Raw genomic sequence first — 26,463 nt, 5'->3', positions numbered from 1 at the left:
CCGGGTGCGCCGTGGGGCGCGCATCCGGAGCCCTGGAGTGGTACTTCTCACGAAATATGCGGGTCTTGCGGACATCGGGGCCCGGTCCCGGCCGAGGGCGGCCGGGACCGGGCCCGTGCCGTCACACGGCGCGCTCGCGGCCCTCCCAGTAGGGGTCGCGCAGTCGGCGCTTGTAGAGCTTGCCGTTGGGGTCGCGGGGCATCGTCTCGACGAAGTCGACCGACTTCGGCCGCTTGTAGCCGGCCAGCCGGCGTTCGCAGTGGTGCAGGATCTCGGCGGCCAGCGCCTCGCCCGCCTCGAAGCCGTCGGCGGGTTCGATGACGGCCTTGACCTCCTCGCCCCAGGATTCGTGGGGGATGCCGAAGGCGGCGGCGTCGGCGACGGCCGGGTGGGTGAGCAGGGCGGACTCGATCTCGGCCGGGTAGATGTTCACCCCGCCCGAGATGATCATGTCGATCTTGCGGTCGCGGAGGAAGAGGTAGCCCTCCTCGTCGAGCAGTCCGAGGTCGCCGACGGTGAAGAAGTCCCCGATGCGGTTCTTGCGAGTCTTGCCCTCGTCCTTGTGGTAGCTGAAGCCGCCGGTGTTCATCTTGATGTAGACGGTGCCGAGCTCCCCGGCGGGGAGCCGGTTGCCGTCGTCGTCGTGGACGGCGAGCTCGCTGATCGGCCAGGCCTTGCCGACCGTGCCCGGCTTCTTCAGCCAGTCCTCGGCGGTGGCGAAGGCCCCGCCGCCCTCGCTGGCCGCGTAGTACTCCTCCACGCACCGGCCCCACCAGTCGATCATCGCCCGTTTGACGTGGTCGGGGCAGGGGGCGGCGCCGTGGATCGCGTGCTGCATCGAGGAGACGTCGTAGGCGTCCTTCGTCTCCTGCGGGAGGGCGAGGAGGCGGTGGAACTGGGTGGGGACCATGTGCGTGTGGGTGCAGGCGTGGCGGTCGATCAGGCGCAGCATCTCCTCCGGACCCCACTTGTCCATCAGCACCAGCGGGTGCCCGATGTGCAGGGAGGCGCCCGCGAACTGGAGCACGGCCGTGTGGTAGAGCGGCGAGCAGACCAGGTGGACGTTGCCGTCGGCGGGGCGGATGCCGAAGATGCCGAGGAACCCGCCGAGGTACGTCTCCTCCGGGAGCTTGCCGGGCAGCGGGCGGCGGATGCCGCGGGGTCGGCCGGTGGTGCCGGAGGTGTAGTTCATGACCCAGCCGAGGGTGCGGTCGGCGGGCGGTTCGCCGCTCTGCCCGTCGAGGAGTGCGGCGTACGGCCGGAAGCCGGGGACCGCGCCGACGGCGTAGCGCCGGCCGGGGTCGAGTCCGGCCTCCTCGGCGGCGGCGGTCGCCGCTTCGGCGAAGCGCTCGTGGGCGATGAGGACCTTGGCGCCGGAGTCGGAGACGATCCAGGCGATCTCGGGGCCGACGAGGTGGTGGTTGACGGGGACCAGGTAGAAGCCCGCCTGGGAGGCAGCGAGGTAGGCGGTGAAGAACTCGACGCCGTTGGGCAGGACGACGGCGAAGGCGTCCCCCTCCTCCAGCCCGGCGGCCCGCAGGCCGTGCACGAGGCGGTTGGCTTCGGCGTGCAGCCGGCCTGCGGACCATTCCTCGCCCGCGGGGGTGACGAGGACGGTGCGGGCGGGGTCTGCGGCGGCCTGTGCCCAGAATCCGTTGGGCAGCGCTTGGGTGTCGGTCATGCTGCTTCTCACTCCTCGGGCCTCAGGACCGGCCGGCGATGCGGTTGATGCGGTCGATGGCGCGTTCGAAGCCGCCGGTGAGCTCGTCGAAGACGGCCCGGACGCTGCGCTCGCTGTTCATCCGGCCGACGATCTGGCCCACGGGGGTGCCGAGCAGCGGCTGGACCTCGTACTTCTGGATCCGGGAGACGGCCTCGGCGACGAGCAGGCCCTGGAGCGGCATGGGGAGGGCGCCGGGCCCCTCCGGGTCGTCCCAGGCGTCGGTCCACTCGGTGCGCAGCTGGCGGGCGGGTTTGCCGGTGAGGGCGCGGGAGCGGACGGTGTCCCCGGAGCCGGCGGCGAGGAGCTTCTCGGTGAGGGCGCGGGAGTGCAGGTCGGCCTCGGTGGTGGTGAGCCAGAGCGAGCCGAGCCAGACGCCCTGGGCGCCGAGGGCGAGTCCGGCGGCGATCTGCTCTCCGCTGCCGATGCCGCCGGCGGCGAGGACGGGGAGCGGGGCGACGGCCTCGGCAATCTCGGGGACCAGCACCATCGTGGCGATGTCGCCGGTGTGGCCGCCCGCCTCGTAGCCCTGGGCGACGACGATGTCGATGCCGGCCTCGGCGTGCCGCCGGGCGTGCTTGGCGCTGCCGGCGAGGGCTGCGACGAGGACGCCGTTGTCGTGGGCGCGGGCGATGACGTCGGCGGGCGGGGAACCGAGGGCGTTCGCCAGGAGTTTGACGGGGTAGTCGAAGGCGACGTCGAGCTGGTCCCGGGCCACCCGCTCCATCCAGCCGGTGATCCGCCAGCCGGAGGCCTCGCCCTCGGCGAGTTCGGGTACGTGGTGCTTGGCGAGGGTGTCGCGGACGAAGGCGCGGTGTCCGGCGGGGATCATCGCCTCGATGTCGGCCTCGCTGACGCCGTCGACGGCCTTCTTGGCGGGCATGACGACGTCGAGCCCGTACGGCTTGCCGCCGGTGTGCTCCTGCATCCAGTCGAGGTCGCGCCGGAGGTCGTCGGGAGCGGTGTAGCGGACGGCGCCGAGGACGCCGAACCCGCCCGCGCGGGTGATGGCCGCGGCCACCGCCGGGAAGGGCGTGAAGCCGAAGATGGCGTGCTCGACTCCCAGTTTCTTGCTCAGCTCCGTCTCCATGGCGGTGAGGATGCCGCAGGGCGGCGGCCGAGGGAAGAGGTTTTCTGATGCGGTGTCAGATTCTTCCGGGCGGGCCGGTGCGGAGGGTCCCGGGCGGGCGGGCAGATACCCAGTAGCGTGCGGAGCGCCTGCGGCGGGCCGGGCGGGGTGCGGGGCTCCCCCGGGCGGGAACGTCCGCGGCCCGACGCCCGGACCGGTCCGGGCGCGGCACCGCGGTCCCGGCGGCAGGCGACGGCGGACGACGGGCAGTTCGGGTCGGACAGGAGGGCCGGTCATGGTGGAGGCGACGGGGGCGGAGACGGGCGCGGACGGACCCGGGGGTGACGGCCGGGCCCCGGGCGCGACAGGGGGCGGGGCGGTAGCCCGGGCCGGGGCACGGGGCAGGGCCGGGGCAGAAGCCGGAGACGGGGCAGGAGTCGGGGCGGAGGCCCGAGACGGGGCGGAGGCCGGAGGCGGGGCAGGGGCGGCCGGCGGGGGGTTGAGTCGGAGGCGGCTCGGGGCGCGGTTGCTGGCGTTGGGCGGGGTGCTCGTGCTGCACGCGGCGCTGCCGGGGCCGTCCGTCGGCGCGGCCGAGCGGCGGGCCCTCCAGGGGCTGCGGCTGCGGTACGGGTCGGCACGGCAGGCCGGGCTGCTGGAGCGGCACCTGGAGGGGGTCGCGGAGGAGGCCCGGCGCTTCCTCGGCCCCTCCCCCGAGCACCCGTACTACGCCGGGGCCGTGGTGCTGGCGGGGCGCGGCCGGACGGTCGCCCTGCACCGGGCGATGGGGTACGCGGTGCGGTACGCGGACTACGACGGCCGCACCGACCGGCCGGCGGAGTTCCCGGCGGCCGAGCGGATCGCGGCGGCCGAGGACACCGTCTTCGACCTGGCCTCCCTCAGCAAGCTGTTCACCTCCATCCTGGCGGTGCAGCAGATGGAGCGGGGCCGGCTGGAGCTGGAGGCGCCGGTGGACCGGTACCTCCCGGAGTTCACCGGGGGCGGCAAGGAGGACGTCACGGTCCGCCAGCTGCTCACGCACACCTCGGGGCTGCGCTCGTGGGCGCCGTTCTACCAGGAGTCCACCCGGGAGGGGCAGTTGAGGCTGCTGTGGTCGGTGCGGCCACAGGACACCCCGGGGACGGTCTACCGGTACTCGGACCTGAACCTGATCGCGCTCCAGCTGCTCCTGGAACGGATCACCGGCCGCACTTTGGATGTCCTGCTCCGCGACGAGATCACCGCTCCGCTCGGGATGCACCGCACCCGGTACAACCCGCCGCTCTCCTGGCGCCGGATCACCGCCGCCACCGAGGTGCAGCGACCGCCCTGGTCGGGCCTGGACCGGGGGCTGGTGTGGGGCGCGGTCCACGACGAGAACGCGTACGCCCTCGGCGGGGTGGCGGGCCACGCGGGGGTGTTCGGCACCGCCTGGGACCTCGCGGTCCTCTCCCGCGCCCTGCTCGACGGCGGGGTCTACGCAGGCAGGCGCATCCTGCGCCCCGCCTCCGTCGAACTGCTCTTCACCGACTACAACACCGCCTTCCCCGGCGACGACCACGGCCTCGGCTTCGAGCTCTACCAGCACTGGTACATGGGCGCCCTGGCCACCCCGCACTCCGCCGGGCACACCGGCTTCACCGGCACCTCCCTGGTGCTGGACCCCTCCACCGACTCCTTCCTGGTCCTGCTCGGCAACTCCGTCCACCCGGTGCGGACCTGGCGGGCCGGCAGCGCGCCCCGGGTCGCCACCGGCAACCGCTTCGCCCGGGCCGTGCCGGTCCGTACGAAGCACGGCGGGGCGGCCTGGTTCTCCGGCATGGAGACCGGCGGCTCGGGCACCCTCACCCTGCCCCCGCTGACCCCGGCGACGGCGCGCGCCCGGCTGCGCTGCGCGGTGTGGTGGGACACGGTGCCCGGCGCGGGCGCCTTCCACCTGGAGGCCTCCGCGGACGGGAGCACCTGGGAGCCGGTCCCCTTCAGCACGGTGCGCAGTACCGGCGGTGCCCCCGAGGAGTGGCCGGCGGGCTCGGCCGGGGGCTGGTCGGGCCGCATCTGGCACCGTCTCGAAGCCCCGCTGCCCGCCTGGTCGGCCGGCCGCGAGGTCCGGCTCCGCTTCCGCCACGCGTCGACCGGGCGGTACGTGGGGCGCGGGGTGTACGTGGACGTGCTGCGCGTCGCCGAGCCGGCCCGGCTGCTCTTCTCGGAGGACCGGCCGGCGGACGCGTCCCGCATCGAGGCCGCGGGCTGGACCCGCTCGGCGGACTGACGGGCCCCCGGATCAGGGGTCCGCCAGTCCGCCACTCCACCGGTCCACCGGTCCGTCAGCCCGCCAGCCGTGCGCGCAGCTCCTCCAGGTCGGCCAGGAACCAGGTCTGGCGGCCGCGGTTGCACTCGCGGACGAAGTCCCGCAGGGCCTCGCTGCCGTCGGTGTGGCGGGAGATGTCGCCGAGGACGACGAGGCCCACGCGGTAGTTGACGAACTTCTGGACGATGTCCCCGGCGATCCGGGTGCGCAGCCGGAAGAAGTCCTCGCCGAACCGCCCGGCCGGCACGACCACCCACCGGGCGCCCTGCCAGGCGGCGTTGCCCACCAGGTCCATGACGTCCCCTTCGCCCCCGATGCACTCGCCGTCGGGGTCGCACATCAGAACGGGCACGTCGTGGATGGTCTGCAGGATGCTCATACGGGCCGAGGCTAGATCCCGGTGGCGGTGCGGTCGAGGCGTTTTCCGGCAGGGCGGGCCGGGGCGCCGGGCGCCGGGGCCCGAGGTGGCGCCGACGACGGCTCCGCCGCCGCCGGTCGTCCGGGTGGCCGGGCCCTCCGGGGTGGGACGCCCCGTCCCGGTCCCTAGGGCATCGAGCGGCGGTCCCGGTAGAGGTCGCGGAGGAGGGCGATCTCGGCGCCGTGGTGGAGGACCTCCTGGTTGACCCACCAGGCGATGTCCACGAACGGCTCCTCCGCGTCGCTGCCGTGCGGGTAGGTGCAGTAGCCGACGGTGTCGAGTGCGGCCTCGTCGACGGCGAGCAGGGCCCCGCGCCAGGCGTCGGCGGCCTTGGCGAAGGCGGCCACGGCACCGGCGGCGTCGCCGGTGACGGGGTGGTCGTCGCGGGTGAGGCTGCGGCTGCCGGCCGTGTGGTCGGCGCGCAGCGTCAGCATCTCCGTGAGGTGGCTCAGCCGCCAGGCCAGGGTGGTGAAGGGCGGCGGCCAGGGGTGCGGGTAGGAGGCGGCGTCGCGGCCCCACTCGCCGGTGCGGGCGCCGGCCAGCAGGGTCGCGCGCGGGCCCGGGCCCTGCGTGCGGCGCCGGACGGACCAGCAGTCCGCCACCGGCTCCCAGAGGTACTCCTCGTCGGTCAGGGGCGGTACGCGGGTGTCCGTGCCGTCCCCGCTGTCCGTCACGGGGCCGTCCAGCCGGGTGGACAGCCGGGTGGCCGCGAACTCGAACTGCCGGAGCAGCGGGGCGAGACGGGGCGGGTGGCTCACTGCCCGTCCCGGATCAGGCAGAAGGGGTGGCCCGCCGGGTCGGCGTAGACGCGCCAGCCCTCGGCGTCGCGGGAGTCGTCGAGCAGGGCGGCGCCGAGGGCGAGGACCTGCTCCTGGGCGCGGTCGAGGTCGGCCACGGCGAGGTCCAGGTGGGCCTGCTGGGGGTGGGCCGGGTCGGGCCACTTCGGCGGGCGGTGGTCGGTGACCTGCTGGAAGCAGAGGACGGCCCCGGAGGGGGTGTGCAGGGTGGCCCAGTGCGCGTCCAGAGTCCAGCGCCGGTCCGGGCGGTTGACCTCGCCTCCTAGCAACTGCCCGTAGAACTCGGCGAGTTCGAGTGGCTGCGGACAGTCGAGCACCACGCACTGCAGTTCGGCGATCATGCCGGGATCCTAGGCGGGAGCGAGCGCGGCGTCGAGCATCCGGCGGGCGGCCGCGGTCAGTTCGGCCCGGTCGGGGGCGGGCCGGGAGTGGGCGAGGGCGCCCGCCAGGCGGTCGTAGAGCAGGCCGTCCGTCCAGGCGGCCAGGAGTTCGGCGGACTCCGCAGGCCGGGGCGCGCCGAGGGCGGCGAGGACCGCGGCGGCGCGGGCGCGGGCGGCCAGGCCGGCTTCCCGGAGCGCCGGTTCCAGTTCCGGGTTCCGGGCGGCCTCCAGGCTGAGTTCGAAGCGGGCCAGCTGCCGTTCGCGCCCGCGCGTCAGCCACTCGTGCAGCAGCACCCCGAGCATCCGCGCGGCGGCCTCCCGGTCCGCCGGGGCCGCCGTCGGGCCGCCGTCGGGCCCGGCGGCCGCGCCGTCGGGTCCGCCGGGAGCGGGGAGGTCGCCGAGGTCCAGTTCGGCGAGGCGCCGGTAGCAGGCGCCGATGAGCGCGGTCCGCGTGCGGAAGTAGTACGAGGTACTGCCCGCCGGGAGCGCGGCGGCGCCGTCGACGGCCCGGTGGGTGAGGCCCCGCAGTCCGCTCGCGGCGACGAGGGCGATGGCGGTGTCCGCGATCAGCGTGCGGCGGTCCGCGGCGGGGGGCGGGGTTTCCGGGGTGGACATGCCCCCACTCTACAGCTGTAGAGTGCAGAGCAGGCCCTCTACATCTGTAGAGGGTCTCCGCGGACGCCAGGAGGCCGTGCCATGCCCGAAACCCAGCGCCACGCCGTCGTCGCCGGTGCCGGGATCGGCGGTCTGACCGCCGCCCTGGCCCTGCACCGCCAGGGGTGGCGGGTCACGGTGTGCGAGCGGGCGGACGCTCCCACCGCCGTCGGCGCGGGCATCGTGCTGGCCCCCAACGCCCTGCGGGCCTACGACGCCATCGGCTTCGACGCCACCCGCGCGGCCGGCCGCGCCGTACCGGCCTCGATGGGCATCCGCCGCCCCGGCGGCACCCGGCTGGCCCGCGCCGACACCGCCGCGCTCGCCGCCCGCCACGGGCGGCCCCCGCTCGCCGTGCACCGCGCGGACCTCACCGCCGCACTGGCGGCGGCCCTGCCCGGGGGCGCCCTGGTGTACGGGGCCGAGGTCACCGCCGTCGACGAGGACGGCGGCCGCACGGTGGTCCGTACCGCCGCCGGGGACCTCGCCGCCGACGCCGTGGTCGCCGCCGACGGCATCCACAGCCCGCTGCGCCGCCGCCGCTTCCCGGACCACCCGGGCCTGCACTACAGCGGGGAGACCGCCTGGCGGACCGTGCTGCCGTCCGGTCCGGCGGCCGAGGCGGCCGAGACCTGGGGCCGGGGCGAGCGCTTCGGCACGGTCCCGCTCGCCGACGGGCGGGTCTACCTGTACGCCACCGCCGTCGTCCCCGAGGGGTACCGGCCCGCGGACGTCCGCGCCGAGCTGCTGCGCCGGTTCGGCACCTGGCACGACCCGGTCCCCGCCCTGCTGGACCGGATCGACCCGGAGCAGGTGCTCCAGCACGACCTGTACGACCTGGCCGGCCCGCTCCCCCGGCTGCACGACGGGCGCACCGCGTGGATCGGGGACGCCGCGCACGCCATGACGCCCAACCTCGGCCAGGGCGGCTGCCAGGCCGTCGAGGACGCCGTCGTCCTGGCCCACCTGCTCCGCGGCCCGGACGTGCCGGCCGCCCTCGCCGCCTACACCCGGGCCCGGCTCGCCCGCACCGACGCCATCCGGGTCCGGGCCCGGCGGATGGGCCGCCTCGCCGCCCTGACCCACCCGCTGGCCGTGGCCGCCCGCGACCTCGCCTTCCGGGCCACCCCCGCGAGCGCCACGCGGCGCGCGCTGGACGACCTCTTCGACGGATTCACCCTTCCGGCCGAACCGGCAGGGAATGCGGTCCGCGGCCCGGGGCGTTGAGGCCGGTCATCGACGTTGTTGACCGCTACGCACGAAGGCAGGCCGAGATGACGACCGACATCGACTGGGAGCACCCCGCCGACCCCAAGCCGGGGAGCTGGCAGCTGGACCACGTCAGGCAGTACGTGGAGTCCGGCGGCACCGAGGGCCAGTTCTGGCGGGGCACGCAGACGCTGCTGCTGACCACGGTGGGCCGGGTCTCCGGCAAGCCGGTCCGCACCCCCCTGATCTACGGCGAGGCGGAGGGCCGCTACCTGGTCGTCGCCTCCAAGGGCGGGGACGCGGAGCACCCGCTCTGGTACCGGAACCTGAGCGCCCGCCCCGACGTCCGCATCCAGGTCGGCCCGCAGGTCCTCCAGGGCACCGCCCGCACCGCGACCGCCGAGGAGCGGAAGGCGTACTGGCCGGTGATGGTGGGGCACTGGCCGGCGTACGACGAGTACCAGGCGAAGACGGACCGCGAGATCCCGGTCGTGGTCATCGAGCCCGTCTGACGGGGGCGGCGGTTCAGCCCCGCTCCAGGACCGCCATCGCCGCGTTGTGCCCCGGGATCCCGCTGACCCCGCCGCCGCGGACCGCCCCCGCACCGCACAGCAGGACGTTGCGGTGGGCGGTCTCCACGCCCCAGCGCCCCGCCTCCGGCCCGTCCGCGTACGGCCAGGACAGGTCCCGGTGGAAGATGTGCCCGCCGGGCAGCCGCAGTTCGCGCTCCAGGTCCGGCGGGGTCTTGGCCTCGATGCAGGGGCGGCCGTCCCCGTCGAAGGCCAGGCAGTCGGTGAGCGGCTCGGCCAGGTGGGCGTCCAGCTGGGCCAGGGTGGCGGTCAGCAGCACCTCGCGGGCCTGCCGGTTGTCCTTCTCGAACAGCCGGGCCGGGGTGTGCAGCCCGAAGAGGGTGAGCGTCTGGTAGCCCTGCCCGGCGAGCTCGGGCCCCAGGATCGAGGGGTCGGCCAGCGAGTGGCAGTAGATCTCCGAGGGCGGGACGGAGGGCAGTTCCCCGGCGGCCGCCTCGCCGTGGGCGCGGCGGAGCTGCTCGTAGCCCTCGGCGATGTGGAAGGTGCCGCCGAAGGCCTCGCGGGGGTCGACGGAGGCGTCGCGCAGCCGGGGCAGCCGGCTCAGCAGCATGTTGACCTTGAACTGGGCCCCCTCGGGGGCCGGGCCGCCGTCGCCGGGGGCCTCGCCGAGGAGTTCGGCCAGGGCCTGCGGAGAGGCGTTGACGAGGACGTTCCGCCCGACGACGGCGCCCTCGCCCGTCGCGGTGCGGAAGGCGACCTCGGCGGGGGCGGTGCCGTCGGTGTGGATGCGCAGCGCCTCGTGGCCGGTGGCGATCTCCGCGCCGGCCGCCCGGGCGGCCCCGGCGAGGGCGTCGGTGAGGGCCCCCATGCCGCCGACGGGCACGTCCCAGTCCCCGGTGCCGCCGCCGATCACGTGGTAGAGGAAGCAGCGGTTCTGTACGAGCGAGGGGTCGTCCGCGTCGGCGAAGGTGCCGATGAGCCCGTCGGTGAGGACCACGCCCCGGACCAGGTCGTCGGCGAAGTGCCGCTCCACCGCCCGGCCGAGGGGCTCCTCGAACAGCATCCGCCAGGCCGCCTCGTCGTCGATCCGGGCCCGCAGTGCGGCACGGGTGGGCAGCGGTTCGGTGAGGGTGGGGAAGACCTTGCGGGCCAGTCGGCCGGTGGTGCCGTAGAACTCCCGCCAGGCCTCGTACTCCCGGTCGGATCCGGTCAGTTCCGCGAAGGACTCCCGGGTGCGGTCCTCGCCGCCGCCGACGAGGAGTCCGCCGGGGCGGCCGCCGCGGTCGTAGGGGGTGTACGAGGAGACGGTGCGCCGCCGCACCTCGAACCGCAGCCCCAGATCGCGGACGATCTTCGCGGGGAGCAGCGAGACGAGGTAGGAGTAGCGCGAGAGCCGGGCGTCGACCCCGGCGAAGGGCCGGGTGGAGACGGCGGCGCCACCGGTGTGGCCGAGCCGTTCGAGGACCAGTACCGAGCGGCCGGCCCGGGCCAGGTAGGCGGCGGCGACGAGGCCGTTGTGGCCGCCTCCCACGATCACCGCGTCGTACACGTCCTGCGCGAAGCCCCGGGAGCCTGAGTTGGCGGTCATGGCTCTTGGTAGCACACCTGGCCGAGCCGCTCCAGACAGTGCGCCTCGTCGGCGTGGGCGAGCACCGTGTCGGGGTGCTCGTCGCCGAGGGAGCGTTCGCGGATGCCGGACAGGTCCCGGTATATGGGCAGCGCCTCGTCCCAGCGGCCGAGCCGGCCGAGGCCGACGGCGAGTTCCCGGCGGCTGACCAGGGTGTCGGGGTGTTCGGCGCCGAGGGCCTTGGCGCGGAGCCGGCCGACCTCGCGGGCCTCGGCGACGGCCTCCTCCCAGCGTTCGAGGCGGCCCAGGTTGACGCCGAGGACGTGCCGGGCGCGCAGGGTCTCCGGGTCGCAGGCGCCGTAGGCCCGGGTGCGGTCGCGGACCAGGGACCGGAACAGGTCGAGGGCTTCGGCGGCGCGGCCGGTGCGGCCCAGGGCGATGCCGGTCTCGTAGCGGGCGGCGAGGGCGTCGGGGTGGTCGCGGCCGAGTACGCGGTCCCGGGCGGCGGCGACCTGGCGGAAGCCGGCCAGCGCCTCCGGCCAGCGGCCGAGCCGGCCCAGGGAGTACGCGGCCTCGTACCGGCTCTGCAGGGTGTCGGCGTGCTCGGCGCCGAGCACGGCGGCGCGGTCCGCGGCCACCGCGGCGGCGGTGGAGTGCGCCTCGGCGTGCCGGCCGAGGGCGCTGAGCGCGCAGGCCAGGCTGTGGCGGCAGCGCAGGGTGTCGGGGTGCAGCGCGCCGGTGGTGCGGACGCGGGCGGCGAGGACGGCGCGGTACATCTCGTACGCCTCTCCGTGCCGGCCCAGCCGTCCCAGTTCGTACGCCTCCTCCTGGCGGGCGGCGAGGGTCTCGGCGTGGTCGGCGCCGAGCACCCGGGCCCGGCCCTGGGCGACGGCGACGTACACGGCGAGGGCCTCCTCGGGCCGGCCGGCCCGGCTGAGGGCGAACGCGCGGGTGTGCCCGGCGGCGAGCTCGTCGGGCTCGCCGGCGGCCGGGGTGCCCAGGGCCAGCCCGTAGGCGGCGGTGAGCCGGGGGTCCTCGGCGGGGGCGGGCCGGGTGATGTGGTGTCCGCCGGTGGCGGGGAAGGAACCGGAGCCTGCGGCCGGGCGGGCCGCCGTCCAGGAGCCGGTGAGCAGGGCCCATTCCCCGCTGGCGGGGCGGGCGTCCACACCGGCCTTGCGCCCGGCGGTCATCCCCTCGGCCCAGGCCGGCAGCGGGGGCTGCGCGGCGGGCCGCCCGCCGGGGCCGAACCGGGCCTCGACCAGGCGCCGGTGCAGGTGGCGGGCGTCGCCGGGCCGGTCCTCGGGGCGCTTGGCCAGCAGGTCCAGCACGAGCCGCTCGAAGTAGCCCGGCAGCTCGGGCCGGTGGTCGCGCGGCGGCAGGGGCGCGGTGTCGCGGTGGCCGACCAGCACGGACCAGGAGTCGCCGTCGAAGGGCGGGGCCCCGGTCGCGATCTCGTAGAGGACGCAGCCGAGGGAGTAGAGGTCGCTGCGGTGGTCGACCTCGCCGCCCGCGATCTGCTCGGGCGACATGTAGTGCGGGGTGCCCATGGCCATGCCGCCGCCGGTCAGCTTGGCGGTGAAGCCGATGTCGTGGGCGAGGCGGGCGATGCCGAAGTCGCAGATCTTCACCGTTCCGTCGGTGAGCCGCATGATGTTGGCGGGCTTGAGGTCCCGGTGGACCACGCCCTGGTCGTGGGTGTAGCCGAGGGCGGCGGCGATCTGCTCCGCGATGTCGAGGACCACGTCGACCGGGAGCGGGCGCGCCTCGTTCTCCTCCATGAGCTGGCTGAGGTTGCGGCCCTCCAGGAGCTCCATGACCAGGTAGAGGGGGCCGCCGGCGGCGCTGTCGTCGCCGAAGTCGTGCACGACGGTGACGCCCCGGTGCTGGAGCGAGGCGGCGACCCGCGCCTCGCGACGGAAGCGCTCGCGCAGCACCTGGGTGAAGTGGGCGTCCTGTTCGACGCCGACCGGCTTGAGGCACTTCACCGCGACCTGCCGGCCCAGCGACTCGTCGCGGGCGCGCCACACCTCGCCCATGCCGCCGCGCCCGATCAGATCGAGTGACCGGTACCGGCCCTGGATCAGTCTGGACTCCGCCATGTCTTAAAGCCGCCCCCGTCGTCGTGCCGCGCCCTCCCCGGCCGGTCCAGTATGGCCGCTGATTTTCGCAGTGTGTACGCGGAAGGGCGGCTGCCGGGGCCCAGTCGGCGCATCGCTTTCAAGATGTGACCTGGAGGCAGCTGCCAGCGTAGACCTGCGGGAATGGTGCGCAGCACGCGACCCGTGAGACGCAGGCGGCGGGTGACCGTGCGCGGGGGCGGTGCCGGGCGTCCGTACAGCTGGTGCGCCCAGCCCGGCAGCGATCCGTAGGCAAGCCCAACGAGGGGTCTCCACAGCAGGTTTCGGCCAGGGGCGAGGTAGCGGGGCAGGGGCGGGGCGCGCAGGAAGTCGTCGACGGCGCGGGCGTCGGCCCCGGCGGTGAGCAGGGGCCGGACCGCGTCGAAGTAGGCGGCGAGGGCCGCGGTGGTGCCGGGTACGGCGGCCGGGTCGAGTCCGACCAGGCGGGCGCCCGTCCGGTTCTCGGCCACGTAGCGGTCGGCCTGTGCGGCGGTCAGGGGAACACCCGATCGGCGCAGTACGTGCAGGAAACTGTCGATCTGGGCGCAGTGCACCCACAGCAGGAGCTCGGGGTCGTCGACGGGGTAGGTCTCCCCGGTGTCCGGGTCGGTGGCGGACAGCTTCCGGTGGATGGCGCGGACCCGGGCCCCGGCCCGTTCGGCGGCCCCGGCCGTGCCGTAGGTGAGGGTGCCGACGAAGTCGGCGGTGCGCAGCAGGCGGCCCCAGGCGTCGCCGCCGCCCTGCTCGCCCTCGAAGGCGGTGGAGTTCTCCCGGACGGCCCGGACGGCGCGCGGGTGCAGGGCCTGGAGGTAGAGCGCGCGGACCCCGGCGATCCACATCACCGGGTCGCCGTGGCAGTGCCAGGTGACCGACCCGGGGCCGTAGAGCCCGGGGTCGGCGTCCTCGTAGCTCATCGGGACCTCCCGCCGGGGTACCTACCCCGGCGGGGGTCAGCCAAGCCGCGAGACGTGGTACTGGCGGATCAGCCAGCCGGCGCCGGTGTGCTGGGCGATGAGGGAGAGGCGGACGGGGAGCGGGGTCCCGGCGGGGTCCTCGGGGGTGGGCGTGCGGAAGGTGACGGTGGCGAACCCGGCGAGGGCCTCGGCAGCGAGGGGGCGGGAGTGCAGGACCTCCACGGCGGCGGTGGTGCCGGGCGGGACGTTCTCGTAGTAGGTGCGTATCTCGGCGCGGCCGTTCAGCAGCCGGGGGGACAGCCCCTGGAAGAGGGCGTCCTCGGCGAAGAGGCCGACGAGGTCGTCCACGCGGCGCCGGTCGAAGGCCTCGCGCCATTGCTCCAGGACGTCGGCCAGTACTCCGTATCCGTTCGACATGCGCCCGTTACCTCCGGTTCCATGGTCAATACCTTGTTAAGACACCATGTTGGCAGCCTAAGTACCGAAACCGGCTACTTTTCCAAGTGCATAATTGGGTCATGCAGGATCATGCAAGGCAGTACCCGGGGGAATGTTGTGAACGTGACGACTCTGCAGACAAGGGGGGCGGCGCATGCGGTAAGGGCCTGACGGTCTACCGCCAGGCCGTGGTGAAGGGGTGTACGCCCAGGGAGGGCGCACCCGCCTGTCTCCTGCGGATGGGGCTGCTCGTCGCCCCGCCGGACGACCCGACCGTCCTCGTGCCCGTGGCACCGGAAGTGGCCAAGGCCGAACTGGTCCGTCCCATCGAGCAGTCGCTGGAGCGGCAGCGGCTGGACGCGCACGCCATCGCCGGCAGCTTCGTGCCGGTGGCCGCCATCTACACCGCCGCCAAGCGCGAACACACCGGCTGGGCCACCGCGATCGACGGCGAGAAGGTCGTCCACTCCACCCTGGCGCACGCGGTCCGCGAATGCCGGGCGGAACTGATGACGGTGCAGCCCGGCGGCTCGCGCGTCTCCTACGACCTGGACGAGCTCGACCACGTCCGCGGCCCCGCCCGGCACCGCACCCTCTACCCGCACGCGGCCCGGACCCACGCGGCCACGCTGCGCCACATCGAACGGCTCACCGAGGCCGGCTGCGAGGTCCGCACCCTCGACCACGTCTTCGACCGCCTCATCGTCATCGACCGGGCCGTGGCCTACGTACCGGGCCCCGGCGAGGCCCGGACCTCCGTACTGGAGATCAGGCAGCCCTCCATCGTCTCCTTCCTCGTGCAGGTCTTCGAGGAGGCCTGGGAACGGGGATCGGTCATCGACCCCGGCGCCTCGCGCACCGTCGAACCCGACATCGCCGACGAGATCCAGCGGGCCGTGATGCGGCTGCTCGTGGCCGGCCACACGGACGAGGCCATCGCCCGCCGGCTGGGCACCAGCCGGCGGACCGTCGCCGCCCACGTGAGCCGGATCGCCGCCGCCCTGCAGAGCCGCAGCCGGGCCCAGCTCGGCTACCTCATCGCCACCGGCGGGCTGCTGCCCGTGGACGAGCCCGCCGAGACGGACTGCGGCCCGCTGTCGGCCTGACCCCGCCCCTCCGCGCACCCGAAGGCCCGGCCGGGAACCTCCCCGGCCGGGCTCGCCGTTCAGCGGGCGCGCAGGGCCCGTACCCCGGCCGCCGCCAGCAGCACCACGACCAGCAGGGTGGACCAGCCCAGCTGGGCCCGCGCCTGCGGGTCGAAGGCCATCAGCACCAGCACGGCCACGATGCCGGCCGCCGCCAGCCACGACAGGTACGGGAAGCCGCGCATCCGCACCACCAGCAGGTGCGGGGAGTCCCGCTCCAGCCGGCGCCGCAGCACCAGGTGGGCGGCCGCGACCGCCAGCCACATGTACAGCATGGAACCGCCCATGGCCTTGGCCAGGAACGGCAGGATCCGCTCCGGCCAGCGGTGGTCGAGGGCGATCGCGACGAAGCCGAAGGCCGCCGACGCGGCGACGGCGGCGCGCGGCGCGCCCCGGGCGGAGGTGCGCAGCAGCACCTTCGGGGCCTCGCCCCGGGCGGCCAGCGAGTGGGCCATGCGCGAGGCCCCGTACAGGTTGGCGTTCATCGCGGACAGCAGGGCGATGAGCACGACGACCTCGATCAGCCGCCCGGCGCCCGGGATCCCGAGCCGGTCGAGGACGGCCACGTAGGGGCTGCGTCCGGGGGTGGCCGCGTCCCAGGGCAGCAGGGTGACGATCACCGCCATGGAGCCGAGGTAGAAGAGGCTGATCCGCCAGATCGCGCTGCTCACCGCCTTGGTGACGGAGCGGGCGGGGTCGCCGGACTCGGCGGCGGCCATGGTGACGACCTCCATGCCGCCGAAGGCGAACACCACCGTCAGCAGACCGGCCACGACGCTGTCCCAGCCCTGCGGGAGGAAGCCGCCGCGCCCCGTGAGGTTGTCCATCCCGGGCGGGTCGACCCCGGGCACCGCCCCGCACACGGCGGCGACCCCGAGGGCGAGGAAGGCGATGATGGCGGCGACCTTGATGCCCGCGAACCAGAACTCGGCCTCCCCGAAGGAGGAGACCGAGAGCATGTTGGACTGGGTGAAGACGGCCAGTGCCACGAGGGCGATCGCCCACTGCGGCACGGCCGGCATCCACTGGTGCAGGATCGTCGCGGCCGCGATCAGCTCGATGGCGATCGCGATGACGGTCACCGCCCAGTACAGCCAGCCCGCGGTGAAGCCGGCCCACCGGCCGAGGGCCCGGTCGGCGTAGACGGAGAACGAGCCGCTGGCCGGCATGGCCGCGGCCATCTCGCCGAGCATCCGCATGACCAGCAGGGCCAGGGCGGCGGCGAGGGCGTACGACAGGATGATGGCGGGGCCCGCGATCCGCAGGCCGGTCCCGGAGCCGACGAACAGTCCGGCTCCGATGACGCCTCCGAGGGCCAGCATGGTCAGGTGGCGGGGGCGCAGGGCGCCCGCGAGTTCCCCGTCGGCCGGGGCGGGCGCCGCGGGCGTTCGGGGTGTCTGGGTGAGTGGAGCGGGCATGTGCGGTTCCCCCGTGGACAGAGGTGCGCGGGGCCGGCGTCCGTGGCGCCGGCCCCGCGTCACCGTGCAGGTCAAGAAGAGACGCGCTGGAGCGTCGCGGTGTGCAGTTCGCCGGCGCGGCCGCCGTCGGGGGTGCCGTACGTCCAGTAGACGCTGACGGTGCCGTGGCCGAGGTCCATCACGTGGCTGACGGTCATGCCGGAGGCCTCGACCCAGTTGACGAAGTACAGGCCCTCGCCCACCGCGCGGACGGAGAGCTTCTCCTGGCCGCTGCGGCCGGCCATCGGGCCTTCCAGGGCGGTCCAGTCGAGGGTGGTGCCGTCCGCGGAGTAGGAGTTGCGCAGGACGGCGCCGTTGTCGAGCGTGAGGACGTACGTGTGGCCGGCGAAGGCCGGGACGGCAGCGGCCGCGGAGGCGGCGGCCGGGACGGGAGCCGGGGCCGGGCCCGCCGCCTGGGCGGAGGGGGCGGCGGCGAGGGCGATCAGGGCCGCGGCGGCGAGGGCCGGGACGGTGGTGCGCAGGCGCATGGCTGTTCCTTCTCTGTGGTGGTGGTGCCGGTGACGGGGTACGGGCAGCGGGCGCGCGGGGCGCGTCACTGCGCGTACTGGTAGAAGCGGGTGTGGTCGAGCAGCTCCGAGGGCCGCACCTGCCACGGGGACATCGGCTCGTCGAGGCTGATGACCCGGCCGTGCTGGGGGTCGGAGGCGGGCAGGGGCCGGCGCGGCTCGTAGACCGAGCCGGGGTGCGCGCGCTGCCAGCGGGCCCAGACGAGGTCGATGAAGGTGTGGTGGAGCCAGAAGACCGGGTCGTTGGGAGAGGTCCCGCCGGTCATCTGGCCGCCCACCCACAGGTGGACCCGGTTGTGGTTGTGCCAGCCCTCCTTCTCCCCGACGGTCCAGCCCTCCATCTTGTTGCGGAAGCCCGCGGTGGTGGAGGTGGAGTCCCAGGGGGCGGCGTCGTACACCGGGTCGTCGACCGCCCGTGCCAGTTCGGCGGGCGTGGGCAGGGCGACCGGGTCGGCGGGGCGGCCGAAGTCGCGCATGAGGTACTTCTCTTCGGTGACGCCCACGTTCACCGGCCAGTCGCCCCGGTCGAAGGCGAACGGGCCGGTCATCACGCGGCGGTCGCCGGGGCGGCCGTTGCCGCCGAGGAAGTCGTCGGTCCACGGGCCGGCGGTGGGCGACTGGTCGGCGGTCCAGTCCCAGTAGGGCAGGGTCACCCGCGGGTCGACCTGCTGGAGGGCGCGTTCGAACTCCAGCAGGTACTGGCGGTGCCAGGGGAAGAAGGAGGGGGACATGTGCCCCACCCGCTGCCCGCCCTCGCCGTCGGAGACGAAGTACTGGCCGTGCAGCCGGACGAACTCGTCGTAGACGCCCCGCCGTTTGACCTCCAGGAGGGCGGCGACGAACCTCGCGCGCTCGCCGGCGTCCAGGTCCTTCTGGTTCTTGCGCGTGTACACGTGTGCTGGTTCCTCGGGTCGTCGGACGTCAGTGGTGGTGGAGCCGGGCCGTCGAGAGCTGCGCGGTGCCGATCTCGTCCACCGCCGCCCGCGCCACCTCCAGCGGGGTGGGGAAGGACTGGTAGTGGTTGACCAGGCTCAGGTAGCTGCCGTCGGCGCGGCGCATGACGTGCAGCGGGCGGCCGTCGATGCTGATCTCGATGCCGGGCCCGGAGGCCGGGGCGGCGGCGCCCCGGGCGGAGGCGTAGCGCACGGCCACCGGGCCCCCCTGGATGCGGCGGCCCCGGTAGACCTCGTCGAAGGAGCCGGGGAGCGGGCCCGGCCCGGCGGCGGTGCCGGCTCCGGCGGAGGCCTCGGGGCGGGCGGGGTCGGCCAGCACGATCGGGGCGACGGCGGCGCTGGTGCCGACGACGACGGCCGTGGTCAGGGCGGCCCGCATCATGTCCCTGCGGGTGATCGTGTTCACGCGTGCTGCTCCTGGGGTGCGGCGGCCGGGGCGGTGACGTCCTGGACGACCGCCCGGACTATGTCGTCGGCCCGTTCGAGGACGGAGGGCATGCCGGAGGTGAAGAAGAGCGTCCCGGCGCCCATGTCGCCGATGGCGTGCATCCGGCGGTGGGCCCGGCCGCCGCCGACGGCCCGGCTGGTGGACGGTTCGATGTGCAGGCCGCCGTAGGGGTGGTACTCGCCGATGCCGTCCTCGACGAGGGAGTCGACGAACGGGCGGGCCTGGGCGGGGACCCGGTGGGAGGGTGCACTGACGGCGTTGACGACGACGTCGCTCTCGTACTCGCCGCCGTCGGCCGCGACGTGGAACCCGGCGCCGGCCAGGGGCTTGACGTTCCACAGGCCGCGCAGGACGCGCAGCCGTCCCGCATCGTGCAGCTCGAGCAGCCGGCGGGCGTTGGCCGGGGGCATCGGGCAGCACAGGCTCATCACGGCCCGGTAGTGGTGGTCGCGGATGAAGTCCTGGTCGGCGGCGCGCAGCAGGGTCCACGCATCGGGTCCGCTCTCGGGTACGGCGTGCTGCATGACCCGCATGCCGGTGTCGGCCTCGTCGATGCGGTCGTACTGGCGGCGCAGCCGCTCCAGGGGGGATTCCCCGCCCAGGGAGGTCAGTTCGGCGACCACCGCCGAGGGGTCGGCACCGTGTGCGGCCAGCTCCCGTTCCAGCAGCTCCAGTACGTCGTCCAGGGCGAGCCGGCCGTCGTGGGCGGCGGCGGCACGGGCGTGCAGGGCGGCGGGGGTGAAGTGCCGGATCTCGGGGAAGACCGGCCGCTGCCGGACGGCCGGGAGGGCGCCGTTGCGGGAGGCCATGGTGATCCGGCCGCGGTGGCCGCGGGCGGCGAGGGAGACCACGGTGTCCACCGCCGCGAGGCCGGTGCCGAGGACGGTGACGTCCGCGTCGGCGGGGATCGCGGCCACCGTGTCGCGCAGCGGGTAGGGGTCGCCGAAGTAGCCTTCGTTCCCGGCGAGTTCGTAGTGGTCGGCGGGCCGGCCGGCGCCGACCGCGCAGATCACGTAGTCGAAGGTGCGGGTGCGGCCGTCGCGGGTGGTCAGCACCACCTCCCCGTCCGCCTCTCGGGCGGCGACGACGGTGTCGCGGACGAGGTCGACGGGCCAGCCGCCGAGGGAGAGTTCGCCGACGGCGTTCTCGGCGGTGCGCTCCAGGTAGCTGCCGAACACGTGGCGGGGCGGGAAGTACCCGTCGGCGGCGTAGTCGCCCTCTCCGTAGGGGAGTCCGGCGGCGCGCAGCCAGTCGAGGAAGTCGTCGGGGGCGCCGGTGCGGGCGCTCATCTCCGCCGGGATGATGTTGGCGAGGACGGCGTCGGTGTCGTGCTGGTAGGCGCGGCCGCGCCAGAGGTTGCCGGAGGGCTCGAAGACGGTGACCGAGCCCCGGCCGCGGCCCGGGGTGCGGGAGAGCCGGTCCAGCAGGCAGACGGCCGCGGCCCCTCCGCCGACCAGGCCGATGCGGGTCGGCGGGCGGTGGTTCGTGTCGGTGGTCATGGTCGGCCTTTCGTGAGAGGAGTCGGCGGGAGGGGCCGGCCCCGTCAGTGCGCGGCGGCGGGCTGCGGCTCGGCGACGGGGGCCGTGGGAGCGGCGGCGGGGCGGCGGCGGGAGCTCGCGTAGAGCAGGCCGAGGCCGATGAGCGCCCAGACGGCGAGCACCAGGACCGGGCCGGCCGCGCCGGCGCCGTCGAAGGGGCCCGAGGTGCGCAGCAGGGTCGCGCCCGCGCCGGCCGGGAGGAACTGGCCGATGGCGCCCAGCGGCTGGGGCAGCATCTCGGGGGCAGAGGCCAGTCCGGAGAGCGGGTTGCCGACGACGAACATCAGGACGGCGCCGACGGCTATGCCGGGCGGGCCGATCAGCGAGCCGAGCCCGGTGATCACGGAGACCATGGCCAGCTCCAGCAGGGCCACGATCCCGGCGTTGACGAAGTAGTTGCCGGGGGCCACCCCGCTGAAGTGCGTCAGCATCAGGGAGCTGAGGAGTCCGGAGGCGACGGCGAAGCCGATGACGCCGAGGAACTTGGCTCCGGTGGCGCGCACCTTGAGGACGAAGAGCAGGGCGGCGATCACGGCGGTGATCAGCAGGGGCAGGAAGCCCGTGGACAGGCCGGCGCCGTGCGGGTCGTCGGCGTCGGCGGGCACCACGTCGGTGACGAGCACCGGGCCGCCGGCGAGCGCCTGCGCCTGCCCGGTCAGCGTCTGGGCGACGGTGGGCGAGGCGGCGGAGGCCAGGCGCAGTTCGAGCCCGCCGGCGGTGGGCAGGAGGGCCCCGTACGCCTTGCGGTCGCGCAGGGCCGCGTCGGCCTCCTCGACTCCGGCGGCGGTCTCGACCGCGTAGGCGCCGGGGTGGGCCTCGCGCAGCCGGTCGGCGAGCTGTCCGGCGCTCTGCGGGGCGCCGGGTGCGGCGACGACGAGCACGGGCAGGTCCCGGGGCGCGGCGTGGGACGCCGTCCAGGAGAACCAGCCGCCGATCACGAACTGCACGAGCGCGACGATGACGAGGATGGTGCGCGCTTCCGCGCGCGGTGAGGCAGTTGAACTCATGATTGCTTCCTGGGATCCGGTGCGGCCGGGGGCGTGGGGGCGCGGGCGGCTACTCGTCGAGCAGGTCCGGCTGTTCGGCCGTGATCTCGTCCCACATGATCTGGAAGCTGTAGCGGCCGAGCTGTTCGTCGCCGAAGCCGTCGCGGGCCAGCAGGGCCTGCTCGTGGGACATCGGGACGGGGCGTCCGGCGGAGAGGGCGAGCAACTGGACCTGGGCGCAGCTCTCGTAGGTGAAGAACCAGTGGACGGCCTCTTCCAGGGAGCCGCCCACGGTGATCAGGCCGTGGTGGCGCAGCAGCATGGCACGCTTGGCGCCGAGGCGGTCGGCGATGTCCTGGCCGTGCTCGATCTTGATGGCCGGGCCGTCGTAGTCCCCGTAGAGGACCTGGTCCTGGTAGAAGGCGGCGGACTCCTGGTCGTAGGGCTCCAGCAGCCGTTCCAGGGCGCCGAGGGCGCGGGCGTGGACGGTGTGGCCGTGGGCGATGGCGTTGGCCTCGGGGCGCTCGTGGATCTTGGAGTGGATGGTGAAGGCGCTCGGGTTGACCTTGCCGGTGCCGTCGACGACGCGGCCGGTGGCGTCGACGCGGATCAGGTCGGCCACGCGGACGCGGTTGAAGGAGACGCCGAACGGGTTGACCCAGAAGGTGTCCAGGTCCTCGGGGTCGCGGACCGAGATGTGGCCGGAGATCCCCTCGGCGTAGCCCGCCTTGCCGAACAGGCGCATCGCGGCGGCCAGGCGCTGCTTGCGGTGGCGCCGTTCGGCGTCGGCGGAGGCGAACACGGGGTCGGCCGGGATCGGCAGGCCGGTGTGGGTGTCGGCGAGGAAGGCTTCGGGGGCGGTGGAGTCGGGGGCGAGGGTTTCGGGTGCGGTGGTTTCGGGTGCGGTGGTGGACACGTCGGGTCTCCTGGGAGGTCGGATTCGGGCCCGCCCGTCCCCCACTCCCCCACCCGCGCCAGGGCAGCGCGAAGCCCGCTGCGGGTCGGGGGAATGATGCCGAAACCCCTGGTCAGTCGGGGTGTTGCGGCGAGGAGGGCGTCAGCTCCTGCACCTGAATCCTGTCCCACGGAGGGGTGGCTTTTCGGCCTCCGACGGCTCCTCGCGGCTTCATAAGCGTGCGTTTCACCTTTGCGCAGCGCGCCCGATTACGGGCATAGCGCCACAGACCGGCCCGGCCGGGGGTCAGGACCGGCCGTCGGGGCCGGTCCAGTCGAAGGTGATGTGCTTGCTGGACTGCCCCTCCCGGCTCCAGTGGAAGCCGAAGGCGTCGGCGCGGTCCACGGTCGAGCGGCCCCACGTGGCGACCTGCCCCGGTCCGGTCTCGCAGCCGGGCAGGTTCGTCGACTGGACGCGCGCGCCCGCCGGGGTGGTGGGACCGGTGAGCGCCACCGCGCCGGCCTCGACCCGGCCGGGGACGGTGGCCCGCCAGCCGCCGAGGTCCTCGTCGACCTCGATGCGGACGGGCGCGAAGTCCATACCCCGCATCTCCGCGCCCATCATGGCCACCATCTCGGCCGGCCAGCTGCCCGCCTGGCCCCCGAAGATCATCATGAGGGCCTGGCGCTGCGCGTCGTCGGCGCGTTCGTCGAGGAAGACCGCCGCGTAGGTGTCGCTGTGCTCCGCCCACACGTTCCCGACGAAGGAGCCGAGCATCAGGACGTTCAGGCCGTCCAGCACCACCTCGCCGTAGTTGCCCTCCCGTACGTGCCAGGCGAGGACCCCGTCGCAGGCGCCGTAGGTGGGCCGCTGGGCGAAGGAACAGGGGCAGGGGACGTCGCACCTGCACGTGTCGAACCAGTCCCCGGCCGCGTGCCAGGCCGGGACGGTCGCTGTGGTCTCGGACATCTCGTCGCCTCCACGTGACCCCGCGCCGCGCGGCGGGTCGCACATGGCCGGCACTGCCCCGGCGGGACTCGCCGCGGCGTTCGGCGGCTCGGGTCGTCACCTCGATTCTCCTCCCGCCGCCGCTCCGGCGGAAGCGGTGCGGTGTCCCCGCCGGAGCCGTCACCCCGCCGGGGCGGTGTCACCCATCGGGTCCATGTCCCCCATCGGTGTGCTGCCCAGGCCCGGGAGCAGCCAGTCCTGGAAGGGGGCCAGGACCGCGAGGACGAGGAAGGCGATGCCGACGGCCCGGGCCAGCCAGGGGCCCCGGCTCCAGAGCTTCTCCAGGAAGATCACCACGGACACGGCCGCCATCGCGGCCACGTTCATCACCCCGAGCGGGACCAGCACGGCCATCAGGCCCCAGCAGCAGCCGACGCAGTACAGGCCGTGGTGGGCGCCGACCCGCAGGTCCTTCGCCCACCGCCGGTAGCGGGCGTACCGGGCGAGCTGGAACATCGGGTTGCGGCAGTGCCGCAGGCAGATCCGCTTCAGCGGCCCGAACTGCTGGATCCCCGCGAGGAGGAAGGCCCCGGCACCGATCCAGCGCGCGGCGCCGGGGCTCTCCCCCACCAGGCTCGCGGTCACCGTCAGCACCGCGTAGACCAGCAGTCCGAAGGCGGTCCAGGCCAGCAGGTAGCCGCTCACGAACCCGGCGGTGCGCAGCACCCGGGCGGGGCCGGCCGAGCGGCGGCCGATGCCGCGGACCCAGGTGATGGCCACGGGCGCCACCGAGGGGAGCATCATCGCCGCCATCATGACCACCCACAGCGCCAGGAAGAGCGGCGGCGCCAGGCCCATGGTGCCGGGCCCGGTCCCCATCCGCCGGGACTGCGTGACGGTGACGGCCCAGGCGAGTACGGCGATCAGGAGCATCAGCGTCCAGCCCACCGCCAGCTCGCGCCGGGACAGCAGGACCGGCGGCGGGTCCGGTGCGCGCGGGCCCGGGCGCAGGTGCGGCACGGTACGCCTCCCGGGGGACGCGGTGGCCCGAGGACCCTTCCAGCTCAGCACGGAACGGGCGGCTCCGCGCCCCGGCTCCGCACTAGGGTGACGATCATGTCCGGCGCCCTCCCGCCCTGGCGGGAGGGCGCCGGTTCGCTCACTCTTCCGGTCGGCGCGGCCCCCTCAGCTAACATGTTCGAGCCAACACTGACCGGTTGAAATATGAACATCGGCTGAAAATTGATACCTGAGGAACGACGAGCGCTTCCGCGCACGACCAGCGCACCCGCGTCCGGAACCTGGCGCCGGCCACGCGTCCTCCTGTGGGCCGCGGTGAGCGTGACGGGCCTCGGGTTCCTCGTCGGCCTGGAGATCGCCGCACGCCGCTACGGGGTCGCGGGTCCCCTCGTCAGCCAGGCGCGGGAGGTCGTCTTCGCCCCCCGGTCGGGGACCGTGCTGTACGCGAGCATGGCGCTGATGATGGTCGTGCTCACCTGGCGGCAGCGGTTCGTCGCGCTCGGCGCCGCGGTCGGCATCGACCTGCTCCTCTGGATCGTGCGGTCGGCGGCCGGCGCCGAGAACATGTTCGGCAGCGGCGCCCTGTGGGTCACCCTCGGCTGTGCCGTCTTCGCGCTCGTCCGCCGCACCGGACCGGAACGCGCCCTGCTCCTGAAGGGCGTCGGCCTGGCCCTGCTGCTGGTCGCCGGCCGCAAGACCGGCTACACCTGGCTGCTGATCACGTCGAAGACCCGCCCGATGGTCCTCGACCAGTACGTGGCGGCCGCCGACCACGCCCTGGGCAACCCCTCCTGGGTGGCCGGCCGGATCGTGGAGGCCACCGGAGCGATCGGCCACCACGTCCTCGACTGGGTCTACATCCAGCTCGCGGTGGGCGCGGTCCTCGTCGCCCTCTACCAGCTGCGCAACGTGGCGTCCGAGCGCCGCTTCCCGGCCCACCACCTGGTGCGCACGTTCCTGCTCGTCGGCCTGCTCGGGCCGGGCATCTACATGGTGTTCCCGGTGGTCGGACCGATCCTGGCCTACGGCGCCGACGGCGGGCAGTGGGCGCTGGCCGACCTGTGGCCGCACACCGCGCCGCCGCTCGGCGTCCCCCAGCCGATGCCGTTCGACGAGTTCACCCCGCGCAACTGCATGCCCAGCCTGCACACGGCCTGGGCCACCGCGATCTTCATCCACTCCCGCAAGGGACCCTGGCCGCTGCGCTTCCTCGGCGCGTTCTGGCTGGTCGCCACGCTCGGCGCGACGCTCGGCTTCGGGTACCACTACGGGGCGGACATCATCTCCGGCGTGGTGTTCACCCTCACGATCGAGGCGGCCCTGCGGGCGCAGGCCCGCGGCTGGGACCGGCGGGCGACCCTGCTGGTCGGCCACGGCACCGCGGTCTTCGTCGCCCTGCTGCTGTCGTACCGGTACCTGTCGATGGAGATGGCCGGACACCCGTGGGTGTTCGGGCCCCTGGCCCTCCTGGCCACGGCCTCGGTCGTCTACGGCTACGTACGGACCACCAGGCTGTGGGACCGGCGGCCGGCGGCGGCCCGGGTGCCCGCCCAGCGCCGCGCGCAGGAGCCCGAGCTGGTCTGACGGGGCGTCCGCGCCTCGTAGCCACCTCCAAACACGACCCCGGCACACACCAGGCCCTTCGGCACTTCCGCCAAGCATCTGCCAGACGATTGTCGAACAACGACGGCAGATGCAAGATGAGCCCTGTTGGTTCCCGAGGAGGTGGCTGATGGGTGACGACATGGGCGGCGGCCCCGTCCGCGCATGGCTGCGGGGCCTCGCGGTCTTCGAGGGACCGCTCCCGGAGTTCCTGCCGGAGCACGCCCCCGCCGACCCCGTACGGCTCTTCCTGTCCTGGCTGTCGGACGCCGTGGCGGACGGGCTGCGCGACCCGCACGCGATGGTCCTGTCCACGGTCGACGAGACCGGCGACCCCGACGCCCGGGTGCTGATCCTCAAGGGGGTCGACGCCTCGGGCTGGCAGTTCGCCGGCCACGCGTTCAGCCCCAAGGGCCACCAGCTGGCCGTGCACCCGCGGGCGGCGCTCACCTTCTACTGGCCCGAGCACGGCCGGCAGGTGCGGCTGCGCGGCCCGGTGGCGCCCGGGTCGGCCCGGGAGAACGGCACGGACTTCCTCGCCCGCCCGGCCTCCGCGCGCGCCGAGGCCCTGCTCGCCCGCCAGAGCCAGTACCTCGCGGACACCGCGGAGCGGGACCAGGCCCTGGAGAAGTCCCTGGCCCTGGTCGAGCGGGAGCCCACCCTCGTCGATTCCGCCTGGACCCGCTACACCCTCGCACCGGTCGAGGTGGAGTTCTGGCAGGCGGTCGAGAGCCGGGTCCACACGCGGCTGCGCTACGAGCGCGTGGACGGCGGCTGGGAGCGGCACCGGCTCTGGTCGTGACCCGCAGGACCGGGCCGCGGCGAG

Annotated in this window: 25 protein-coding genes; 6 read left to right on the top strand and 19 right to left on the bottom strand. The window is 74.5% G+C overall.

Annotated elements, in window-relative coordinates:
* Nucleotides 1-121 precede the first annotated feature (121 nt).
* Complete coding sequence (locus ACIPW5_RS15910) at nucleotides 122-1,681, bottom strand: acyl-CoA synthetase (protein ID WP_401244994.1); 1,560 nt, start codon at nucleotides 1,679-1,681, stop codon at nucleotides 122-124.
* A 22-nt stretch (nucleotides 1,682-1,703) separates the two neighbouring features.
* Nucleotides 1,704-2,810, bottom strand: coding sequence for a nitronate monooxygenase (locus ACIPW5_RS15905; protein ID WP_401244992.1), 1,107 nt, complete (start codon nucleotides 2,808-2,810; stop codon nucleotides 1,704-1,706).
* A 274-nt stretch (nucleotides 2,811-3,084) separates the two neighbouring features.
* On the opposite strand from ACIPW5_RS15905, the gene ACIPW5_RS15900 reads away from it, so the two are divergent.
* The gene (locus ACIPW5_RS15900) at nucleotides 3,085-5,055 is read left to right on the top strand and encodes a serine hydrolase (RefSeq protein ID WP_401244990.1); all 1,971 of its coding nucleotides are present in this window, start codon (nucleotides 3,085-3,087) and stop codon (nucleotides 5,053-5,055) included.
* A 55-nt stretch (nucleotides 5,056-5,110) separates the two neighbouring features.
* Here the strand turns inward: ACIPW5_RS15900 and ACIPW5_RS15895 are convergent, their stop codons facing one another.
* The 4 genes from ACIPW5_RS15895 to ACIPW5_RS15880 form a co-directional block, all read right to left on the bottom strand.
* On the bottom strand, nucleotides 5,111-5,473 hold the full coding sequence (locus ACIPW5_RS15895; protein WP_401244989.1) for a DUF4180 domain-containing protein: 363 nt from the start codon (nucleotides 5,471-5,473) through the stop codon (nucleotides 5,111-5,113).
* 164 nt (nucleotides 5,474-5,637) lie between these two features.
* Nucleotides 5,638-6,270: a DinB family protein gene (locus ACIPW5_RS15890; RefSeq protein WP_401244987.1), complete on the bottom strand. Its 633-nt coding sequence runs from the start codon at nucleotides 6,268-6,270 to the stop codon at nucleotides 5,638-5,640.
* Nucleotides 6,267-6,650, bottom strand: coding sequence for a VOC family protein (locus tag ACIPW5_RS15885; protein WP_401244986.1), 384 nt, complete (start codon nucleotides 6,648-6,650; stop codon nucleotides 6,267-6,269). The genes ACIPW5_RS15890 and ACIPW5_RS15885 overlap by 4 nt, the downstream gene beginning before the upstream one ends.
* Before the next feature lie 9 nt (nucleotides 6,651-6,659).
* On the bottom strand, nucleotides 6,660-7,304 hold the full coding sequence (locus ACIPW5_RS15880; RefSeq protein WP_401244984.1) for a TetR/AcrR family transcriptional regulator: 645 nt from the start codon (nucleotides 7,302-7,304) through the stop codon (nucleotides 6,660-6,662).
* 81 nt (nucleotides 7,305-7,385) lie between these two features.
* Here ACIPW5_RS15880 and ACIPW5_RS15875 point away from each other — a divergent pair, with 81 nt between their 5' ends.
* Together ACIPW5_RS15875 and ACIPW5_RS15870 are read left to right on the top strand one after the other, a co-directional pair.
* Nucleotides 7,386-8,570 (top strand): FAD-dependent oxidoreductase, encoded by a 1,185-nt coding sequence (locus ACIPW5_RS15875; RefSeq protein WP_401244983.1) that lies wholly within the window; start codon nucleotides 7,386-7,388, stop codon nucleotides 8,568-8,570.
* Between the two features lie 47 nt (nucleotides 8,571-8,617).
* On the top strand, nucleotides 8,618-9,064 hold the full coding sequence (locus tag ACIPW5_RS15870) for a nitroreductase family deazaflavin-dependent oxidoreductase (protein WP_401244981.1): 447 nt from the start codon (nucleotides 8,618-8,620) through the stop codon (nucleotides 9,062-9,064).
* 13 nt (nucleotides 9,065-9,077) lie between these two features.
* On the opposite strand, the gene ACIPW5_RS15865 is transcribed toward ACIPW5_RS15870, so the two are convergent.
* Genes ACIPW5_RS15865 through ACIPW5_RS15850 form a run of 4 tightly spaced genes read right to left on the bottom strand, consistent with a single transcriptional unit; the run spans nucleotide 9,078 to nucleotide 14,097 of the window.
* The gene (locus ACIPW5_RS15865) at nucleotides 9,078-10,670 is read right to left on the bottom strand and encodes a phytoene desaturase family protein (RefSeq protein ID WP_401244979.1); all 1,593 of its coding nucleotides are present in this window, start codon (nucleotides 10,668-10,670) and stop codon (nucleotides 9,078-9,080) included.
* Nucleotides 10,667-12,748 carry a tetratricopeptide repeat protein gene (locus ACIPW5_RS15860; protein ID WP_401244977.1) on the bottom strand — a complete coding sequence of 694 codons (2,082 nt, stop codon included), beginning with the start codon at nucleotides 12,746-12,748 and terminating at the stop codon, nucleotides 10,667-10,669. Before ACIPW5_RS15860 ends, ACIPW5_RS15865 begins: the two co-directional genes overlap by 4 nt.
* The gene (locus tag ACIPW5_RS15855) at nucleotides 12,730-13,680 is read right to left on the bottom strand and encodes an oxygenase MpaB family protein (RefSeq protein ID WP_401244975.1); all 951 of its coding nucleotides are present in this window, start codon (nucleotides 13,678-13,680) and stop codon (nucleotides 12,730-12,732) included. The genes ACIPW5_RS15860 and ACIPW5_RS15855 overlap by 19 nt, the downstream gene beginning before the upstream one ends.
* Nucleotides 13,681-13,716: 36 nt before the next feature.
* The gene (locus tag ACIPW5_RS15850) at nucleotides 13,717-14,097 is read right to left on the bottom strand and encodes an SgcJ/EcaC family oxidoreductase (protein WP_401244973.1); all 381 of its coding nucleotides are present in this window, start codon (nucleotides 14,095-14,097) and stop codon (nucleotides 13,717-13,719) included.
* A 260-nt stretch (nucleotides 14,098-14,357) separates the two neighbouring features.
* Here ACIPW5_RS15850 and ACIPW5_RS15845 point away from each other — a divergent pair, with 260 nt between their 5' ends.
* Entirely contained in the window at nucleotides 14,358-15,224 is an 867-nt protein-coding gene (locus ACIPW5_RS15845; protein WP_401244971.1) for a LuxR C-terminal-related transcriptional regulator, read from the top strand.
* 59 nt (nucleotides 15,225-15,283) lie between these two features.
* Here the strand turns inward: ACIPW5_RS15845 and ACIPW5_RS15840 are convergent, their stop codons facing one another.
* From ACIPW5_RS15840 to ACIPW5_RS15800, 9 genes are all read right to left on the bottom strand, one after another.
* Nucleotides 15,284-16,681 carry an amino acid permease gene (locus tag ACIPW5_RS15840; RefSeq protein WP_401244970.1) on the bottom strand — a complete coding sequence of 466 codons (1,398 nt, stop codon included), beginning with the start codon at nucleotides 16,679-16,681 and terminating at the stop codon, nucleotides 15,284-15,286.
* A gap of 71 nt (nucleotides 16,682-16,752) precedes the next feature.
* Nucleotides 16,753-17,208 carry a MoaF-related domain-containing protein gene (locus ACIPW5_RS15835; RefSeq protein WP_401244968.1) on the bottom strand — a complete coding sequence of 152 codons (456 nt, stop codon included), beginning with the start codon at nucleotides 17,206-17,208 and terminating at the stop codon, nucleotides 16,753-16,755.
* 65 nt (nucleotides 17,209-17,273) lie between these two features.
* Nucleotides 17,274-18,140, bottom strand: coding sequence for a tyrosinase family protein (locus ACIPW5_RS15830; RefSeq protein WP_401244966.1), 867 nt, complete (start codon nucleotides 18,138-18,140; stop codon nucleotides 17,274-17,276).
* Between the two features lie 28 nt (nucleotides 18,141-18,168).
* A complete protein-coding gene (locus ACIPW5_RS15825) occupies nucleotides 18,169-18,606 on the bottom strand; it encodes a tyrosinase family oxidase copper chaperone (protein WP_401244965.1) in 438 nt (145 codons plus the stop codon).
* Nucleotides 18,603-20,147, bottom strand: a complete 1,545-nt coding sequence (locus tag ACIPW5_RS15820; protein ID WP_401244963.1) for an FAD/NAD(P)-binding protein — start codon at nucleotides 20,145-20,147, stop codon at nucleotides 18,603-18,605. Before ACIPW5_RS15820 ends, ACIPW5_RS15825 begins: the two co-directional genes overlap by 4 nt.
* A gap of 44 nt (nucleotides 20,148-20,191) precedes the next feature.
* Complete coding sequence (locus tag ACIPW5_RS15815) at nucleotides 20,192-21,193, bottom strand: ABC transporter permease (RefSeq protein WP_401244961.1); 1,002 nt, start codon at nucleotides 21,191-21,193, stop codon at nucleotides 20,192-20,194.
* Nucleotides 21,194-21,242: 49 nt separating this feature from the next.
* Nucleotides 21,243-22,088 carry a class II aldolase/adducin family protein gene (locus ACIPW5_RS15810; protein ID WP_401244959.1) on the bottom strand — a complete coding sequence of 282 codons (846 nt, stop codon included), beginning with the start codon at nucleotides 22,086-22,088 and terminating at the stop codon, nucleotides 21,243-21,245.
* A 285-nt stretch (nucleotides 22,089-22,373) separates the two neighbouring features.
* Entirely contained in the window at nucleotides 22,374-23,036 is a 663-nt protein-coding gene (locus tag ACIPW5_RS15805; protein WP_401244957.1) for a DUF1326 domain-containing protein, read from the bottom strand.
* A 159-nt stretch (nucleotides 23,037-23,195) separates the two neighbouring features.
* Nucleotides 23,196-24,026, bottom strand: coding sequence for a DUF2182 domain-containing protein (locus ACIPW5_RS15800; RefSeq protein WP_401245346.1), 831 nt, complete (start codon nucleotides 24,024-24,026; stop codon nucleotides 23,196-23,198).
* A gap of 231 nt (nucleotides 24,027-24,257) precedes the next feature.
* On the opposite strand from ACIPW5_RS15800, the gene ACIPW5_RS15795 reads away from it, so the two are divergent.
* Together ACIPW5_RS15795 and ACIPW5_RS15790 are read left to right on the top strand one after the other, a co-directional pair.
* Nucleotides 24,258-25,619 (top strand): phosphatase PAP2 family protein, encoded by a 1,362-nt coding sequence (locus tag ACIPW5_RS15795; protein ID WP_401244955.1) that lies wholly within the window; start codon nucleotides 24,258-24,260, stop codon nucleotides 25,617-25,619.
* Nucleotides 25,620-25,767: 148 nt separating this feature from the next.
* Nucleotides 25,768-26,439, top strand: coding sequence for a pyridoxal 5'-phosphate synthase (locus tag ACIPW5_RS15790; protein ID WP_401244953.1), 672 nt, complete (start codon nucleotides 25,768-25,770; stop codon nucleotides 26,437-26,439).
* Nucleotides 26,440-26,463 lie beyond the last annotated feature (24 nt).

It is taken from the genome of Streptomyces sp. NPDC090077 (assembly GCF_044747545.1).
GTDB lineage: Bacteria > Actinomycetota > Actinomycetes > Streptomycetales > Streptomycetaceae > Streptomyces.
The sequence above is the reverse complement of the archived record's forward strand: the minus strand, read 5'-3'. Positions and strand labels throughout refer to the sequence as shown.